The sequence below is a fragment of the Streptomyces sp. Root1304 genome, assembly GCF_001426405.1.
In the GTDB taxonomy this organism is placed as follows: Bacteria; Actinomycetota; Actinomycetes; order Streptomycetales; family Streptomycetaceae; genus Streptomyces.
In genome coordinates this window covers 346,446-362,071 of record NZ_LMEP01000026.1, presented here as the reverse complement: position 1 = coordinate 362,071, position 15,626 = coordinate 346,446, and the positions used below count along the sequence as shown (strand labels likewise).

General features: G+C 70.2%; 13 protein-coding genes. 3 read left to right on the top strand and 10 right to left on the bottom strand.

All coding sequences use genetic code 11. The features are described from left to right. Positions 1-4: 4 nt before the first annotated feature. Positions 5-1,426 (top strand): cytosine permease, encoded by a 1,422-nt coding sequence (locus tag ASD33_RS30790; RefSeq protein WP_056567946.1) that lies wholly within the window; start codon positions 5-7, stop codon positions 1,424-1,426. Positions 1,427-1,429: 3 nt separating this feature from the next. Here the strand turns inward: ASD33_RS30790 and ASD33_RS30785 are convergent, their stop codons facing one another. The 3 genes from ASD33_RS30785 to ASD33_RS36870 form a co-directional block, all read right to left on the bottom strand. Continuing rightward, positions 1,430-2,539 carry a branched-chain amino acid aminotransferase gene (locus ASD33_RS30785; RefSeq protein ID WP_056567943.1) on the bottom strand — a complete coding sequence of 370 codons (1,110 nt, stop codon included), beginning with the start codon at positions 2,537-2,539 and terminating at the stop codon, positions 1,430-1,432. 256 nt (positions 2,540-2,795) lie between these two features. Beyond that, the gene (locus ASD33_RS30780; protein ID WP_056567940.1) at positions 2,796-3,836 is read right to left on the bottom strand and encodes a 3-isopropylmalate dehydrogenase; all 1,041 of its coding nucleotides are present in this window, start codon (positions 3,834-3,836) and stop codon (positions 2,796-2,798) included. A gap of 82 nt (positions 3,837-3,918) precedes the next feature. Further along, positions 3,919-4,050: a hypothetical protein gene (locus ASD33_RS36870; RefSeq protein WP_260461862.1), complete on the bottom strand. Its 132-nt coding sequence runs from the start codon at positions 4,048-4,050 to the stop codon at positions 3,919-3,921. 351 nt (positions 4,051-4,401) lie between these two features. Here ASD33_RS36870 and ASD33_RS30775 point away from each other — a divergent pair, with 351 nt between their 5' ends. Further along, positions 4,402-5,283 (top strand): alpha/beta fold hydrolase, encoded by an 882-nt coding sequence (locus tag ASD33_RS30775; protein ID WP_056567937.1) that lies wholly within the window; start codon positions 4,402-4,404, stop codon positions 5,281-5,283. A 103-nt stretch (positions 5,284-5,386) separates the two neighbouring features. Here ASD33_RS30775 and pruA read toward each other — a convergent pair whose 3' ends face one another. Both pruA and ASD33_RS30765 read right to left on the bottom strand, forming a co-directional pair. Next, positions 5,387-7,018 carry an L-glutamate gamma-semialdehyde dehydrogenase gene (pruA, locus tag ASD33_RS30770; RefSeq protein WP_056567934.1) on the bottom strand — a complete coding sequence of 544 codons (1,632 nt, stop codon included), beginning with the start codon at positions 7,016-7,018 and terminating at the stop codon, positions 5,387-5,389. A gap of 30 nt (positions 7,019-7,048) precedes the next feature. Further along, positions 7,049-8,032, bottom strand: a complete 984-nt coding sequence (locus ASD33_RS30765) for a proline dehydrogenase family protein (RefSeq protein WP_056567932.1) — start codon at positions 8,030-8,032, stop codon at positions 7,049-7,051. A 184-nt stretch (positions 8,033-8,216) separates the two neighbouring features. On the opposite strand from ASD33_RS30765, the gene ASD33_RS30760 reads away from it, so the two are divergent. Next, entirely contained in the window at positions 8,217-9,329 is a 1,113-nt protein-coding gene (locus ASD33_RS30760; protein WP_056567929.1) for a helix-turn-helix domain-containing protein, read from the top strand. Positions 9,330-9,440: 111 nt separating this feature from the next. Here the strand turns inward: ASD33_RS30760 and ASD33_RS30755 are convergent, their stop codons facing one another. The 5 genes from ASD33_RS30755 to ASD33_RS30735 all read right to left on the bottom strand — a co-directional run bounded on the left by ASD33_RS30755 (position 9,441) and on the right by ASD33_RS30735 (position 15,502). Next, entirely contained in the window at positions 9,441-10,028 is a 588-nt protein-coding gene (locus tag ASD33_RS30755) for a TetR/AcrR family transcriptional regulator (RefSeq protein WP_056567926.1), read from the bottom strand. Between the two features lie 91 nt (positions 10,029-10,119). Continuing rightward, complete coding sequence (gene serA, locus ASD33_RS30750) at positions 10,120-11,709, bottom strand: phosphoglycerate dehydrogenase (protein ID WP_056567923.1); 1,590 nt, start codon at positions 11,707-11,709, stop codon at positions 10,120-10,122. A gap of 238 nt (positions 11,710-11,947) precedes the next feature. After that, complete coding sequence (gene ilvC / locus ASD33_RS30745) at positions 11,948-12,949, bottom strand: ketol-acid reductoisomerase (RefSeq protein WP_056567920.1); 1,002 nt, start codon at positions 12,947-12,949, stop codon at positions 11,948-11,950. Positions 12,950-13,082: 133 nt separating this feature from the next. Then, positions 13,083-13,610, bottom strand: coding sequence for an acetolactate synthase small subunit (ilvN, locus tag ASD33_RS30740; protein ID WP_055602073.1), 528 nt, complete (start codon positions 13,608-13,610; stop codon positions 13,083-13,085). A gap of 41 nt (positions 13,611-13,651) precedes the next feature. Then, positions 13,652-15,502 (bottom strand): acetolactate synthase large subunit, encoded by a 1,851-nt coding sequence (locus tag ASD33_RS30735; RefSeq protein WP_056567917.1) that lies wholly within the window; start codon positions 15,500-15,502, stop codon positions 13,652-13,654. Positions 15,503-15,626: the final 124 nt, after the last annotated feature.

Below are 15,626 nucleotides of genomic sequence, written 5' to 3'. Positions count from 1 at the left end.
CCCCTTGCCGATAGAACAGCGCGGAGTCGACACCGTCCCCGAGGCCGAACGCACCAGTGGCCCCCGCGACCTCGTCTCGATCCTGCTCGGATCCAATCTCTGTCTGGGGGTGATCGTCTTCGGCTGGCTGCCGGTCTCCTTCGGCCTCGGCTTCTGGGCCTCGGTGACCTCCGTCGTCACCGGCACTCTCGTCGGCGTCGCCGTCACCGCCCCGCTCGCGCTCGTGTCCCTCCGCACCGCGACCAACCTCTCCACCTCCTCGGGCGCCTTCTTCGGCGTCCGCGGCCGGCTCGTCGGTTCCGTCGTCGGACTGCTGCTCTCCCTCGGCTACACGGCGCTGACCCTCTGGATCGGCGGCGACGTGATGGTGGGCACCCTCGCCCGGCTGACCGGCCTGCCGACCGGCGGCGCCGCCCACGCCGCCGTCTACGCCCTCCTCGCCGCCTGCACGGTGGTCGGCGCGGTGTACGGCTACCGGCTGCTGCTCAAGCTGAGCAAGGCGCTCGCCCTCGGCATGACGGTGCTCCTCGCCGTCGGCCTGGCCGCCTACGCCGGGGACTTCACGACGGCCGCGGTCCCGGACACCCCGTACCTGCTCGGCTCCTTCTGGCCGACCTGGCTGCTCTCCGCCGTCGCGGCGGGCCTCAGCGGACCGGTCGCCTTCATCACCCTGCTCGGCGACTACACCCGGTACGTCTCCCCCGAGCGGTACAGCGCGAGGACCGTGTGGCGGGCGACCTGCCTGGGCCTGACCGTGGGCCTGCTCGTCCCGCAGCTCTTCGGCACGTTCACCGCCCTCGCGGCGCGCGGCGGCCTCGACTACGCGGGCCCGCTGGTCGCCGCGTCCCCCGCCTGGTACCTGGTCCCGCTGCTGGTCGCGGCCGCCGCCGGCTCCGTCGGCAACGCCGGCCTGATGCTCTACTCCATGGGGCTCGACCTCGACGCGATCCTGCCGAGGGCCACGCGCGCGCGTGCCACCCTCGTCGTCGCGGCGGTCGCGACCGCCTTCGTCTTCCTCGGCCACTTCGCCTCGGACGCGCAGACCGCGATGACCTCGTTCGTCCTGCTGCTCACGGCGATCGGCACCCCGTGGGCGGTGATCACCCTGATCGGGCACGCCCGCTGCGGCGGTGTGTACGACCCGGAGGCGCTCCAGGTCTTCAACAACCGCTCGCGCGGCGGGATCTACTGGTTCTCGGTGGGCTGGCACCCGCGCGCCACCGCCTGCTGGGCGATCGGCGCGGCGGTCGGCCTCGCCGCGGTGTCGACGCCGCTCTACGAGGGGCCGCTGCTCGCCCTCACGGGCGGGATCGACTGCAGCTTCGTGTTCTCGGGGATCGTGGGCGGCGCGCTGTACGCCGCCCTGACGCCGAACAGGGCTCCCGGGACCGTGACGGCCCCGGAAGCCCTGGCGGCGGCGGAGTAGGTCCTACTTGCCGAGCTCGTGCATCCAGCCGTGGACGTCCTCGGACGTGCCGGTCTGGATGGCGAGCAGCGCCTCGCGCAGCTTCATCGTGACCTCGCCGGGCTCGCCGCCCGACTGCTGCCACGCGCCCCGGGCGGACTTGACGGTGCCGACCGGGGTGATGACGGCGGCGGTGCCGCAGGCGAAGACCTCGGTGAGGGTGCCGTTCTCGGTGTCGGCCTGCCACTGGTCGATGGAGACGCGGGCCTCCTCGGACTCGTAGCCGAGGTCCTTGGCGACCTGGAGGAGCGAGTCGCGGGTGATGCCGGCGAGCAGCGAACCGGTGAGGGTCGGGGTGACGATCTTCGGCTTCTCATTGGACGCAGCCCCGTAGACGAAGTACAGGTTCATGCCGCCGAGTTCCTCGACCCACTTGTGCTCGACCGCGTCGAGGTAGCAGACCTGGTCGCAGCCCTTGGCCGCCGCCTCGGCCTGCGCGAGCAGGGAGGCCGCGTAGTTGCCGCCGGTCTTGGCGTCGCCGACGCCGCCGGGGACGGCGCGGACGCGGTCCTCGGAGGCCCAGATGGAGACCGGCTTGACGCCGCCGGGGAAGTAGGCGCCGGCCGGGGAGGCGATGACGACGAAGAGGTACTCGTTGGCCGGGCGGACGCCCAGGCCGACCTCGGTGGCGATCATGAACGGACGCAGGTAGAGCGAGGACTCGCCGCCGTGCTCCGGGACCCAGGCCTCGTCCTGCCGGACGAGGACGTCACAGGCCTCGATGAAGGTCTCCACCGGCAGCTCGGGCATGCCGAGCCGGTGCGCGGAGCGCTGGAAGCGGCGCGCGTTGGCGTCGGGGCGGAAGCTGGCGACCGAGCCGTCGGGGCGGCGGTAGGCCTTCAGGCCCTCGAAGATCTCCTGCGCGTAGTGCAGGACGTTCGTCGCCGGGTCCAGGTGCAGCGGGCCGTACGGCACCAGCTGGCCGTCGTGCCAGCCGCGGCCCTCGGTCCACCGGATGGTGACCATGTGGTCGGTGAAGTGGCGGCCGAATCCGGGGTCGGCCAGGATCGCCTCGCGCTCCGCGTCGGACAGCGGGCTGGAGGAGGGCTTGAGCTCGATCGTGGGCGTCGTCATGAGTGCGTGTCCTTCACCGGTTGTGTGTGTAGGACCGCGCTCACGTGTGGGTCACCGGCGCATGCCGATGACCGCGTGGACGTCCGAGCATGCCCGCATGCCGCGGCCCCACGTCCGATTATCGCTCGCGGGGGCCGGTGCACGAAACGGGTGAACGCGGTCCAGGGTTCGATGGTGGCACCCCCCGACCGCACAGGTACAGCCGCCGGGTGCTGGTGCGACCCGGCGGCTGCTGTCGAATGTCAGCTGACGCGGGTCAGCTCGCTACTCGCGCGGCGAGCGCGTCGCCGATCTCGGCCGTCGTACGGACGGCGGTGCCGCGCTCGGTGAGGTCGGCGGCGACCGCCTCCTCGACGCGGGCGGCCTCGGCCTCGTGGCCGAGGTGGCGCAGCAGGAGGGCGACGGAGAGGACGGTGGCCGTGGGGTCGGCCTTGCCCTGGCCCGCGATGTCCGGAGCGGAGCCGTGGACCGGCTCGAACATGGACGGGAACTCGCCGCTCGGGTTGATGTTGCCCGAGGCGGCGACGCCGATGCCGCCGGAGACGGCCGCGGCGAGGTCGGTGATGATGTCGCCGAAGAGGTTGTCGGTGACGATCACGTCGAAGCGGGCCGGGTCGGTGACGAGGAAGATCGTCGCGGCGTCGACGTGCAGGTAGTCGGTGCTGACCTCGGGGAACTCGGCCGCGACCTTGTGGAAGATGTCCGTCCACAGGTGGCCGGCGAAGGTCAGCACGTTGTTCTTGTGGACCAGCGTGAGCTTCTTGCGCGGGCGGGCCTGGGCGCGGGCGAAGGCGTCCCGGACGACTCGCTCGACACCGAAGGCGGTGTTGACCGAGACCTCGGTGGCGACCTCGTGCGGGGTGCCCTTGCGGATGGTGCCGCCGTTCCCGGTGTACGGGCCCTCGGTGCCCTCGCGGACCACGACGAAGTCGATCTCGGGCTGCCCGGCGAGCGGGGTCGCGACGCCGGGGAGCAGCTTCGAGGGACGCAGGTTCACGTGGTGGTCGAAGGCGAAGCGGAGCTTCAGCAGGAAGCCGCGCTCCAGGACGCCGGAGGGCACCGACGGGTCGCCGATGGCGCCCAGCAGGATGGCGTCGTGCTTCTTGAGGGAGGCGAGATCGGCGTCGGTGAGGGTCTCACCGGTGGCGTGGTAGCGCTTGGCGCCGAAGTCGTACTCCTCGGTCTCCAGCTTCACGTCCTGGGGAAGGGCGGCCGCGAGGACCTTGAGGCCCTCGGCCACGACCTCCTGGCCGATGCCGTCGCCGGGAATGACTGCGAGATTGATGCTGTGAGACATGTCGGCACCCTACTCTTCGTCCCATCGTCTGACACGTAACGTCCATCATGTGGACGAACGGCCGAGCCGGGACGGGTGTGCGTCAGTGGCCGGTGGAGCCGCCGTTGTCACGGCGGTCGAGGGCGCGCTGGAGGGCGGCGGCGGCGTTCTGGCGGGCCTCGTCACTGGGACGGTTGGCGGAGTGGCGGACGCGGCGGGCGGTCTGAGTGGCCATGAGGGATCGACTCCTTGAGATCAGTGGTGATCCGGATGTGCGGAGATCAGTGGTGATCGAAGGCGCCGGAAGGGGCGGGGAGCGCCGCCGCAGGGGTTGCCTGCACAGGGGCGTCGCGCTCTCGGCCGCCATTCGCTGATGAAGCGAGACGTTCGGCTTCTACAAAGCTAGGGCAGCCCTCCTCATCTGTCTCCACAATTACTCGGACTTCCTACTATCTGAGACGGCGGACCACCCGGGGTCACCGGACCTCACATATCCACCTAACCCTTTAAAGAGCCTTGACAGGTTAGACAAGCGCTCGGTTGAATCGAGCCATAACCAGTGAGCGACACATAAGGGGTTAGACCGATGTCCGTGCTGCCGACCCGCCACCGCACCGTCACCGTCCGGGGCCACGAGATCGCCTACCGCGAGGCCGGGCCGGCCGACGCCCCCGTCCTGCTCCTGCTGCACGGCTTCCCCACCAGCTCGCACATGTTCCGCGACCTGATCCCCCTGCTCGCGGGCGAACACCGGCTGATCGCCCCCGACCACCTCGGCTTCGGCCGCAGCGCCGCCCCCTCCGCCGCCGCGTTCGACTACACCTTCGCCGCGCTGGCCGCGCTCACCGCCGAGTTCACCGAGGCCCTCGGCCTGGACCGGTTCGCGCTCTACATCCAGGACTACGGCGCCCCCATCGGCCTGCGCCTCGCCCTCGACCACCCCGAGCGGATCACCGCGATCGTCACCCAGAACGGCAACGCCTACGAGGAGGGCCTCGGCGCCGAGGCCTGGGCCCCGGTCCTCGCGATGATCGCCGACCGCACCCCGGAGACCGAGGAACCGGTGCGCGCCATCCGTTCCCCGGACGGCATCCGGTGGCAGTACGAGACGGGCGTCCCCGCCGCGTACCGGGACCTGCTCAGCCCCGACGCCTGGCACCACGACGCCGCCCTGATGGCCCGCGAGGGCCAGGACGCCGTCCAGCTGGACCTGATCGCCGACTACGGCTCCAACTTCGCCCTCTACCCGGCCTTCCATGAGTACTTCCGCACCTCCCGGATCCCCCTCCTCGCCGTCTGGGGCGAGGGCGACCAGGTCTTCGTCCCGGCCGGCGCCGAGGCCTTCCGCCGCGACCTCCCGGACGCCGAGATCCACCTGCTCCCCACCGGTCACTTCGCCCTGGAGACCCACGCGCCGGCGGTCGCGGCGCTCATCGGCGACTTCCTGAAGCGCCGGGTGGGCGCCTGAGCCCGGACATGAGTACCGCCCCCGTCCTCGGTGGGGGCCGAGGAGGGGGGCGGTGTTCGGGGGGCCCTCAGGAGGGCCGGGCCGCTCGCGCGGCGGGTGGGCGTCAGCCCATGTGCGGGTAGCCGTACTCGGTCGGCGGAACCAGCGTCTCCTTGATGGCGCGGGTCAGCGTCCAGCGCATCAGGTTCTGCGGGGCGCCGGCCTTGTCGTTCGTGCCCGAGGCACGGCCGCCGCCGAAGGGCTGCTGGCCGACGACGGCGCCGGTCGACTTGTCGTTGATGTAGAAGTTGCCCGCCGCGAAGCGGAGCTTCTCCATCGTGTACGCGGCCGCGGCACGGTCGCCGGAGATGACCGAACCGGTGAGGGCGTAGTCCGAGACCGACTCCATCTGGGTCAGCATCGCGTCGTAGTTCTCGTCCTCGTACACGTGGATCGCGAGGATCGGACCGAAGTACTCGGCCTTGAAGACCTCGTTCTCCGGGTCGGTGCAGGCGATGACGGTCGGACGGACGAAGTAGCCCACCGAGTCGTCGTACGTGCCACCGGCGATGATCTCGCAGGTCGGGTCGGCGGCCGCGCGGTCGATCGCCGCCTTGTTCTTGGCGAACGAACGCTCGTCGATGACGGCGCCGATGAAGTTCGACAGATCGGTGACGTCACCCATGGTGATGCCGTCGATCTCGGCCGCGAACTCCTCCTTGAACCCGTCGTTCCAGATGGACGCCGGGATGTACGCGCGGGAGGACGCGGAGCACTTCTGGCCCTGGAACTCGAAGGAGCCGCGGTTCAGCGCGGTCTTCAGGATCGCGCGGTCGGCGCTCGGGTGGGCGACGACGAAGTCCTTGCCGCCGGTCTCGCCGACGATCCGCGGGTACGAGCGGTACTTCTCGATGTTGTTGCCGACCGTCTTCCACAGGTGCTGGAAGGTCTTGGTCGAGCCGGTGAAGTGGATGCCGGCCAGGTCGCGGTGGTTCAGGGCCACCTCGGAGACGGCGATGCCGTCACCGGTCACCAGGTTGATGACGCCCTTCGGCAGGCCGGCCTCCTCCAGGAGCTCCATGAGGAGCACGGCGGAGTGGGTCTGCGTCGGGGACGGCTTCCAGACCACCACGTTGCCCATGAGGGCGGGGGCGGTGGGCAGGTTGCCCGCGATGGCCGTGAAGTTGAACGGCGTGATCGCGTAGACGAAGCCCTCCAGCGGGCGGTGGTCCAGACGGTTCCACACACCCGGGGAGTTCGCCGGCGGCTGCTCGGCGAGGATCTGGCGGGCGTACGCCACGTTGAAGCGCCAGAAGTCGACGAGCTCGCACGGGGTGTCGATCTCGGCCTGCTGGGCGGTCTTCGACTGGCCGAGCATCGTCGACGCGGCCAGCGTCTCGCGCCACGGGCCGGCCAGCAGCTCGGCGGCGCGCAGGATGATCGCCGCACGGTCGTCGAAGGCCATCGCGCGCCAGGCCGGGGCCGCGGCCAGGGCCGCGTCGATGGCGTCCTGGGCGTCCTGCTCGGTGGCGCCGCGGAAGGTGCCGATGACGGCCTTGTGGTTGTGCGGCTGGACGACCTTGAACTCCTCGCCGCCGCCGAGGCGCTTCACGCCGCCGATGGTCATCGGCAGCTCGCGCGGGTTCTCGGCCAGCTCCTTGAGCTTGGTCTCCAGACGGGCACGCTCGGCGGAACCGGGGGCGTAGCTGTGCACCGGCTCGTTGACCGGAGCGGGGACCTGGGTGACAGCGTCCATGAGGCTCGTGACTCCTTGTGAGAGGTGGGCTCAGCCCTTGGTGAGGATGGAGCGGACGAAGAAGAGGAGGTTGGCCGGCTTCTCCGCGAGGCGGCGCATGAAGTAGCCGTACCAGTCGGTGCCGTACGCGGTGTAGACGCGCATGCGGTGTCCCTCGGCGGCGAGGCGGTTCTGCTCCTCGCTGCGGATGCCGTACAGCATCTGGAACTCGTACTCGTCCAGCTTGCGGCCGGCGCGGCGCGCCAGCTCCTGGCCGATGGAGATCAGCCGCGGGTCGTGCGAGCCGATCATCGGGTAGCCCTCGCCGTCCATCAGGATCTTCATGATCCGGACGTACGCCTTGTCGATCTCGGGCTTCTCCTGGATCGCGACGGAGGCGGGCTCCTTGTAGGCGCCCTTCACGATCCGGACGCGGGAGCCGTTCGCGGCGAGGCGACGGGCGTCGTCCTCGGTGCGGAAGAGGTAGGCCTGGATGACACAGCCGGTCTGCGGGTGGTCCTTCCGCAGCTCCTCGTGGATGGCGAACATCGAGTCGAGGGTGGTGTGGTCCTCAGCGTCGAGGGTGACCGTGGTGCCGATCTCGGCGGCGGCCGCGACGACCGGACGGACGTTCGCGAGCGCCAGCTCGTGACCGCCCTCCCGCCGCCCGCCGCCACCCTCAACCGAGAGCCCTTCGGACTCGCCCCCCTCGACCTTGAGGGACTGGCCGAACATCGACAGCTTCACGGACATCTCGGCGCGCTCGCCGAGACCCAGCTCCTTGAGGCGGCCGATCAGCTCCAGGTAGGCGTCCCGGGCGGCGTACGACTGCTCGACGGTGGTGATGTCCTCACCGACGACGTCGAGGGTGACCTCCAGGCCGCGGTCGCTCAGCTCCTGGACGATCGGGACGACGTCGTCGACCGACTGACCGGCGATGAAGCGGGCGACGACCTGCTTGGTCCCGGGGGCGGCCGACACGAAACGGCGCATCTTGTCGCTGCGCGACGCGGCGAGGATCACGGGACCCAGCACGGGGCACCTCCAGAAAGGGCATGGTGACGAAAGGGCCGTACCCGCTCTTTCACAAGAAACCGGGAACAGCACGAAGAACCACCGTGAAACCTATGGATCGCTCCGATCGTCCGCCATCTACAGCTGTCACGCATCCGTGCGCGGCATCTCATACATATGTCTGAGGGGGTGCGAGAATGGCGCTGTGAAGGGCGATTACCAAGAACTGGTGGACGAGATCTCCGCGCTGCTCGGCGCACCGGCGACGCTGGAGAACCGCGATTTCGGTCTGATCGCCTTCGGCGCCCACGACAGCGACGACGACACGGCGATGGACCCGGTCAGGACCCGGTCGATCCTGACCCGGAAGTCGACCCCGGCGGTCCGCGCCTGGTTCGAGGGCTTCGGCATCACCCGGGCGACCGGCCCGGTGCGCATCCCGGCCGCCCCGGACGCCGGGGTGTTCCGGGACCGCCTCTGTCTGCCCGTACGCCATCGGGGTGTCGTCCTCGGGTACGTGTGGCTCCTGGACGCCGAGCCCGGCCCCACACCCGCCCAGCTCACGGCCGCGATGGAGGTGGCCACCCGGATCGGCGGACTCCTCGCCGACGAGGAGCGCGCGGACGCCGACCTCTCGCGCGAGTTCGCCGCGGTGCTGACCGCCGGGCGCGGCTGGCAGAGCGACATGGCCGTCGCCGCCCTCAGGGTGGCCCTGGGCCCCAGCGCCGACGGACTGCACACCCTGGTCTGTGTGACCCCCTGGCAGGGCGAGCCCCCCTCGATCCGGGCGGTCCCCGGCGCGGCGGCGGTCGCCACGCTCCCCGAGGGCGAGTCCCTCGCCGTCCTCGTACGGCTGCGCACGGCCGAGGACCTCTCCCCCGCCCACACGGCCGCGGACCGGCTGCGGGCCGCCGCCCCGGCAGGTATCGCCAACCCCCGCCGGGGCCTCACGGAGCTCCCGGCGGCCTGGCGCGAGGCCAACACGGCGGCCCGCGCCGCCACGGCACAGCCGACGCTCGGCCCGGTCGCCGAGTGGGCCGGCATCGGCCCGTACCGGCTGCTGGCGGCGCTCTACCACCCGGAGATCGACCCGGCCGTGGCCCCGCTGCTCGCCCCAGCCCATGCCGAACTGGCCCGCACCGCCGAGGTGTTCCTCGACAACGCGGGCCAGGCGGGCCGTACGGCGGCGGCCCTGGGCATCCACCGCCAGACGCTCTACTACCGGCTGTCCCGGGTCGAGCAGCTCACGGGCCTGGACCTGGACGACGGCGAGGACCGGCTGCTGCTCCACATGTCCCTGAAGTCGGCCCGGCTCTGAACGGCCGTCGCGGACCGGGCGGGCGGACCGGCCGGTTTCAGGCGCCGACGAGTTCCGCCTTGTTCATGCAGCCCGGCGCCGCCGGAAGCGACAACTCCGGCCGAATCCCCCCTACTGACCTTCCATCAGGACCCTGAGTCCCTCGGTGAGGTCGTCGGCGCTCGGCGCGGTCTCCGGGTCGACCATCCACTGGATCATGACGCCCGTCGCGAGCGCCTGGCAGAGCAGGCCGGCCACCCGCGCCTTCTCCGGTTCGGCGGCCGGGTCGATGCCGAGCATGCCCTCGGCGATGCCCAGCCGGCCCTCCCGCTGCGGCTCCTTGATGGCGTCGCGCAGCTTCTCGTCGTCGTCGAGACGGGTGACGACCTCGGTCTGGAGCTTCCAGACCGGGCGGCTGGCCTCGGCGGCGGCGATGAGCCGGGCCCAGACCGCGTGGAAGCGCTCGTACGGATCGGCCGAGGACTCCGGGGCGCCGCCTTCGTCGCCGTCGACCTCCGGCGGGGTGACCCGGTCCCCCCACTCCTCGGTGAGGGCCAGGAAGGCCTGCTGGAGCAGGGCGTCCTTGGAGCCGTAGTGGTAGCCGATGGAGGCGAGGTTGGTGCCCGACGCGGCGACGATGTCGCGGGCCGTGGTCCGCCCGTACCCCTTCTCCAGGAGGCAGCGCTTGGCGCCTTCGAGCAGGTCTTCCTTGTGTCCCATGACAGCACTGTACCCGGCCGTTAGACGCTTGTGTAAGACGAGTGTCTAACGACCGGGTACGGAGTCGTACGGGACCCCGCGGGGCCGTACGTCAGATCAGGTTGACCGAACGGGCCGAGGTGGCACCGATCTCCGCCGCGATCTCCGCGAGCACCGGCGCGGGCAGCGTGTCGTCCACGGTGAGCACGACGAGCGCCTCGCCGCCCTCCTCCGCGCGGGAGACCTGCATGCCGGCGATGTTCAGACCGGCCTCGCCGAGGATCCGGCCGACGGTGCCGACGACACCCGGACGGTCCTCGTAGCGCAGCACCACCATGTGGTCGGCGAGCGCCAGGTCCACGTCGTAGTCGCCGACCGCGACGATCTTCTGGAGGTGCTTGGGGCCGGCCAGCGTGCCGGAGACCGCCACCTCCTCGCCGTTCGCGAGCGTGCCGCGCACGGTGACCACGTTGCGGTGGTCGGGCGACTCGGAGCTGGTCGTGAGGCGGACCTCGACACCGCGCTCCTGCGCGAACAGCGGCGCGTTGACGTACGACACGGTCTCGTCGACCACGTCCTCGAACACGCCCTTCAGCGCGGAGAGTTCGAGCACCTTCACGTCGTGCTGGGTGATCTCGCCGTACACCTCGACGTCGAGACGGGCCGCGACCTCGCCCGCGAGCGCGGTGAAGATCCGGCCGAGCTTCTCGGCGAGCGGCAGGCCCGGCTTCACGTCCTCCGCGATGACACCGCCCTGGACGTTGACCGCGTCCGGGACCAGCTCACCTGCGAGCGCCAGGCGCACCGAGCGGGCGACGGCGATGCCGGCCTTCTCCTGGGCCTCGTCCGTGGACGCGCCGAGGTGCGGGGTGCAGACGACCTGGTCGAGCTCGAAGAGCGGGGAGTCCGTGCAGGGCTCCTTCGCGTACACGTCGAGGCCCGCGCCGGCGACCCGGCCCTCCTTGAGCGCCGAGTACAGCGCCTCCTCGTCCACGATCCCGCCGCGCGCGGCGTTGACGATGCGGACCGAGGGCTTGACCTTGTGCAGCGCCTCGTCGCCGATGAGACCGATGGTCTCGGGGGTCTTCGGCAGGTGGACGGTGATGAAGTCGGCGACCTCCAGGAGCTCGTCCAGGGCCAGCAGCTTCACCCCCATCTGGGCGGCGCGGGCGGGCTGCACGTAGGGGTCGTACGCGACGATCTTCATGCCGAAGGCCGACATGCGCTGGGCGACCAGGACGCCGATGCGGCCGAGGCCGACGACACCGAGGGTCTTCTCGCTGAGCTCGACGCCCGTGTACTTGTTGCGCTTCCACTCGCCGTTCTTCAGGGCGGTGTTGGCCTGCGGGATGTTGCGCGCGGTGGCGACCAGCAGACCGCACGCCAGCTCGGCGGCGGTGACGATGTTCGACGTGGGGGCGTTGACGACCATCACGCCGGCCTTGGTGGCGGCGGAGACGTCCACGTTGTCCAGGCCGACACCGGCGCGGGCGACGACCCGCAGCTTCCGGGCGGCGGCGAGGGCCTCGGCGTCGACCTTGGTCGCGGAGCGGACCAGGATCGCGTCCACGTCGCCGATCGCGGGGATCAGCTCGGCGCGGTCGGCGCCGTTGCAGTGCCGGATCTCGAAGTCCGGGCCCAGCGCGTCGACGGTGGCGGGCGACAGCTCTTCAGCGATGAGTACGACAGGTTTCGAGCTCACGTGAGTCCTCACAGATCCAGTGCGGACGGCCGTCCCGACGGCCGCAGGCGGTGGAGGGGGCTTGCCGCGTGAAAGCGCACGACGCTGTGGGCCTGAACGCGAATGTTGTTGAGAAGTGTAGTGCTGCTCAGGCGCAGTTCATGCGCCTCGTTGGAAGGATCACCCGTCCGTGGTTGGACGAGGTGTCCAACGATGTGGACGGGGGCCGGACACTGTGTCCGGCCCCCGCCCGGAAGGCTTACGCCTCCTCGTCGTTCACCCAGCTCATGAGCTTCCGCAGCTCCTTGCCGGTGGTCTCCAGGAGGTGGTTCTCGTCCTGGGTCTTGTACTCGTTGTACTTCTTCAGACCGCCGTGGTACTCGGCCATCCACTCCTTGGCGAAGGTGCCGTCCTGGATCTCCGCGAGGACCTTCTTCATCTCGGCCTTGGTGGCGTCGGTGATGATCCGCGGGCCCGTGACGTAGTCGCCCCACTCGGCGGTCTCGGAGACCGACCAGCGCATCTTCTCCAGGCCGCCCTCGTACATGAGGTCGACGATGAGCTTCAGCTCGTGCAGGCACTCGAAGTACGCGATCTCCGGCTGGTAGCCGGCCTCGGTCAGGGTCTCGAAGCCCGCCTTGACCAGAGCCGCGGTGCCACCGCAGAGGACGGCCTGCTCACCGAACAGGTCGGTCTCGGTCTCCTCGGTGAAGGTCGTCTTGATGACGCCGGCGCGGGTGCCGCCGATGCCCTTGGCGTACGAGAGCGCCAGCGCGAAGGCCTTGCCCGTCGCGTCCTGCTCGACGGCCGCGATGCACGGGACGCCGCGGCCCTCCTCGTACTGACGGCGGACCAGGTGGCCCGGGCCCTTCGGGGCGACCAGGGCGACGTCGATGCCCTCGGGCACCTTGATGAAGCCGTAGCGGACGTTCAGGCCGTGACCGAAGAAGAGCGCGTCGCCCTCCTTCAGGTTGTCCTTGATGGACTCCTCGTAGACCTGGGCCTGGATCGGGTCCGGGGTCAGGATCATGATGAGGTCGGCCTCGGCCGCGGCCTCGGCCACGGAGACGACGCGCAGGCCCTGCTCCTCGGCCTTGGCCTTGGACTTCGAGCCCTCCTGCAGGCCGACGCGGACGTCGACACCGGAGTCGCGGAGGGACAGGGCGTGGGCGTGGCCCTGGCTGCCGTATCCGATCACCGCGACCTTGCGGCCCTGGATGATGGACAGGTCGGCGTCGTCGTCGTAGAACAGCTCGGCCACTGGGTATCTCCTTGAGGTGCTGGTGTTGCGTCCCACCGTACGGCGGGGAGCGGGAGGAAAGTTTTCGGGTCTCGTCAGTCGGACCGGCGGATGGACCGCCGGTCGACCGTCGACGACTCCCGGGCGATGATTCTCAGGCGCTGCGGTCGAGGGCCCGCAGGGACCGGTCCGTGATGGACCGGGAGCCGCGCCCTATGGCGATGGTGCCGGACTGCACGAGCTCCTTGACGCCGAACTGCTCCAGCATCTTGAGCATGGCGTCGAGCTTGTCACTCGAACCGGTGGCCTCGATGGTGACCGCCTCGGGCGAGACGTCCACGGTCTTGGCGCGGAACAGCTGCACGATCTCGACGATCTGGGAGCGGGTCTCGTTGTCGGCGCGGACCTTCACCAGGACGAGCTCGCGCTGGATCGCGGCGCTGGGCTCGAGTTCGACGATCTTCAGGACGTTGACCAGCTTGTTGAGCTGCTTGGTCACCTGCTCCAGGGGCAGGTCCTCGACACTCACGACGATGGTGATGCGGGAGATGTCGGGGTGCTCGGTGACACCGACGGCGAGGGAGTCGATGTTGAAGCCGCGGCGGGAGAACAGCGCGGCGATCCGGGCGAGGATGCCGGGCGTGTTCTCGACGAGAACGGAGAGCGTGTGCTTGGTGGACATGGTCTGGGTCTCTTCCTTTTCGCTCTGCTTCGTTCCGCGCTTCAGTCGTCTTCGCCGTCGCCGAAGTCGGGGCGGACGCCCCGGGCGGCCATGACCTCGTCGTTCGAGGTGCCGGCGGCGACCATCGGCCAGACCTGGGCGTCCTCGTGGACGATGAAGTCGACCACGACCGGACGGTCGTTGATCGCGTTGGCCTCGGCGATGACCTTGTCCAGGTCGGCCGGGTCCTCACAGCGCAGGGCGACACAGCCCATGGCCTCGGAGAGCTTGACGAAGTCGGGGACGCGGGTGCCCTTGTTCGCCTGGATGTCGTCCGGGCCGGAGTGCAGGACGGTGTTCGAGTAGCGCTGGTTGTAGAAGAGGGTCTGCCACTGGCGGACCATCCCGAGGGCGCCGTTGTTGATGATGGCGACCTTGATCGGGATGTTGTTCAGGGCGCAGGTGGTGAGCTCCTGGTTGGTCATCTGGAAGCAGCCGTCGCCGTCGATCGCCCAGACCGGGCGGTCGGGCAGACCGGCCTTGGCGCCCATCGCGGCGGGGACCGCGTAGCCCATCGTCCCGGCGCCGCCGGAGTTCAGCCAGGTGGCCGGCTGCTCGTAGTCGATGAAGTGGGCGGCCCACATCTGGTGCTGGCCGACGCCCGCGGCGTAGATCGTGCCCTCGGGGGCGAGCTGTCCGATGCGCTGGATGACCTGCTGCGGCGAGAGGCTGCCGTCCTCCGGCAGGTCGTAGCCGAGCGGGTAGGTCTCGCGCCAGCGGTTCAGGTCGCTCCACCAGGCGGTGTAGTCGCCCTTGTTGCCCTCGCTGTGCTCGGCCTGGACGGCCTGGACCAGGTCGGCGATGACCTCGCGGGCGTCACCGACGATCGGGACGTCGGCGGCGCGGTTCTTGCCGATCTCGGCCGGGTCGATGTCCGCGTGGACGATCTTGGCGTAGGGGGCGAAGCTGTCGAGCTTGCCGGTGACGCGGTCGTCGAAGCGGGCGCCCAGGGCGACGATCAGGTCGGCCTTCTGCAGCGCGGTGACGGCGGTGACCGCACCGTGCATGCCGGGCATGCCCACGTGCAGCGGGTGGCTGTCGGGGAAGGAGCCCAGGGCCATCAGGGTGGTGGTGACCGGGGCGCCGGTCAGCTCGGCAAGGATCTTCAGCTCGGCGGTCGCGCCGGCCTTGATGACACCGCCGCCGACGTACAGGACCGGGCGCTTGGCCGCGCTGATCAGCTTGGCGGCCTCGCGGATCTGCTTGGCGTGCGGCTTGGTCACCGGGCGGTAGCCGGGCAGGTCGGTCTGCGGCGGCCAGCTGAAGGTGGTCTTCGCCTGGAGGGCGTCCTTGGCGATGTCGACCAGGACCGGGCCGGGACGGCCGGTGGAGGCGATGTGGAAGGCCTCGGCGATCGTCCGCGGGATGTCGTCGGCCTTGGTGACCAGGAAGTTGTGCTTGGTGATCGGCATCGTGATGCCGCAGATGTCCGCCTCCTGGAAGGCGTCCGTGCCGATCGCCTTGGAGGCGACCTGGCCGGTGATCGCGACGAGCGGGACCGAGTCCATGTGCGCGTCGGCGATCGGGGTGACGAGGTTGGTCGCACCGGGACCGCTGGTCACCATGCAGACGCCGACCTTGCCGGTGGCCTGGGCGTAGCCGGTGGCCGCGTGGCCCGCGCCCTGCTCGTGCCGGACCAGGATGTGGCGCACCTTCTTCGAGTCCATCAGCGGGTCGTACGCCGGGAGGATGCAGCCACCGGGGAGACCGAAGATGGTGTCCGCGCCCACCTCTTCGAGAGAGCGGATGAGGGACTGCGCGCCCGTGACGTGCTCGACGGCGGGGGCGGCCTGAGCGCCGCTACGGGGCCGCGGCTGCGGATGGTGCCCGGTGGCCTGGTCGGTCATCAGCATCTCTTCTCGAAGCAGAGGGTTTTTGAGAGGTGTTTTGCGGGGTTTTGCTGCGACTTCGGGGTGAGCCGGTGCAACAAAAAACCCCTCGTGCCGGGAGGCAAGCGAGGGGAGCGCGTCGGGTGCG

Coding starts and splice junctions, on each gene's coding strand:
- pruA (WP_056567934.1), bottom strand. CDS start 7,018: ATGGACGCTGTCACCCAGGTCCCCGCTCCGGTCAACGAGCCGGTGCAC.
- ASD33_RS30785 (WP_056567943.1), bottom strand. CDS start 2,539: ATGACGACGCCCACGATCGAGCTCAAGCCCTCCTCCAGCCCGCTGTCC.
- ASD33_RS36870 (WP_260461862.1), bottom strand. CDS start 4,050: ATGGCCACTCAGACCGCCCGCCGCGTCCGCCACTCCGCCAACCGTCCC.
- ASD33_RS30735 (WP_056567917.1), bottom strand. CDS start 15,502: ATGCTGATGACCGACCAGGCCACCGGGCACCATCCGCAGCCGCGGCCC.
- ASD33_RS30775 (WP_056567937.1), top strand. CDS start 4,402: ATGTCCGTGCTGCCGACCCGCCACCGCACCGTCACCGTCCGGGGCCAC.
- ASD33_RS30755 (WP_056567926.1), bottom strand. CDS start 10,028: ATGGGACACAAGGAAGACCTGCTCGAAGGCGCCAAGCGCTGCCTCCTG.
- ASD33_RS30780 (WP_056567940.1), bottom strand. CDS start 3,836: ATGTCTCACAGCATCAATCTCGCAGTCATTCCCGGCGACGGCATCGGC.
- ilvN (WP_055602073.1), bottom strand. CDS start 13,610: ATGTCCACCAAGCACACGCTCTCCGTTCTCGTCGAGAACACGCCCGGC.